The following is a 1117-nucleotide window of genomic DNA, read 5'->3' as shown; positions in this document are numbered from 1 at the left end:
TATTGAGCCGGCATCAACGAACTTGAATCAAGCCGCATAGCGAACCGGACCATGTTCGAAGTACTTTCGAATCCGATCAGGCTGGCGCTGCACGCTGCGCAGGTGGCGGGCAGTGGCCTTGACCAGTTGCAGCTTGGTGCGCGCCGGTGCCAGCGTGGTCACTGCTTGCTTGATGTCTGCGTTGGCCATTTCGTCGGGGTTGAGCTCTGGGCTGTAGCTGGGCAAGTAGAACACCTCGATCGCATCGGCGTGTTCGGCCAGCCACGCCTTGACCGGCTTGGCGTGGTGCACCCGCAGGTTGTCCAGAATCAGGAACAGCTTCTTGCTCGCACCCTTGATCAACCGGCGCAGGAAGTCGATCAGGATGTTGGTGTTGAGCGCGCCGTCGAAGATGCGCCAGCGCATCTGGCCCTTGTTTGTGACGGTGGAGATCACCGACAGGCCGTGGCGCTTGTTGTTAACCCGGATCACGGGCGTCTGGCCCTTGGGGGCGAAGCTGCGACCGCGCACGTCGTCGCTGCGCAGGCCGCTCTCGTCACCCCAGTGAATCTCGGCACCCTCAGCCTTGGCTCGGGCAGCAATGACGGGGTAGTCCTCGTCGAGCCACTTCTTGACCGCAGCGGGCGATTGTTCGTAAGCCTTCTTCATCGGCTTTTGCGGCGTGAAGCCCCAGCGCGCCAGGTACAGCCCCATCGTGCGCACAGGCAGCCGAATGCCAAAGCGCTGCTCGATGAGCTGCGCCACTGCCCCGCGCGTCCACAGCGCGTAAGGCATCTTCAACTGGTCGGGCGTCTTGTCGGTGATGAGCTTGCGCACCGTCGCCTCTTGCGCCGCGTCGAGCAATCGGCCGTCGCCGCGCTGGCGCCCGCTGGGCCCGTCGCGCAACGCCTTCGCACCCGCCGCTTCGTGGCGCTTGCAAATGTCAAACACGCCGGTGCGGCTCAAACCGGTTTGTGCCGCAATCTCGTCGTACGTGCCGCCCGCCTTGCGCAATCGGATGACCTGCACGCGCCTTTCGTGCCGCGCTTCGCGCGACAGCGATCTCATGTCAGTTGCTTCCATCACACCCATATGATGGCCTATTCGAAACTTTCAAGTTGAATACTTCCGAATCAAT

General features: G+C 62.4%; 1 protein-coding gene. It reads right to left on the bottom strand.

Features of this window, described 5'->3' with window-relative positions:
* Positions 1-27 precede the first annotated feature (27 nt).
* Positions 28-1062: an IS630 family transposase gene (locus PJE01S_RS24145; RefSeq protein ID WP_084389745.1), complete on the bottom strand. Its 1035-nt coding sequence runs from the start codon at positions 1060-1062 to the stop codon at positions 28-30.
* Between the last annotated feature and the right edge of the window lie 55 nt (positions 1063-1117).

Source organism: Polaromonas jejuensis NBRC 106434, assembly GCF_001598235.1.
GTDB lineage: Bacteria > Pseudomonadota > Gammaproteobacteria > Burkholderiales > Burkholderiaceae_C > Polaromonas > Polaromonas jejuensis.
Note: the sequence above shows the minus strand (reverse complement) of the source record. Positions and strands in the feature narration are given on the sequence as shown.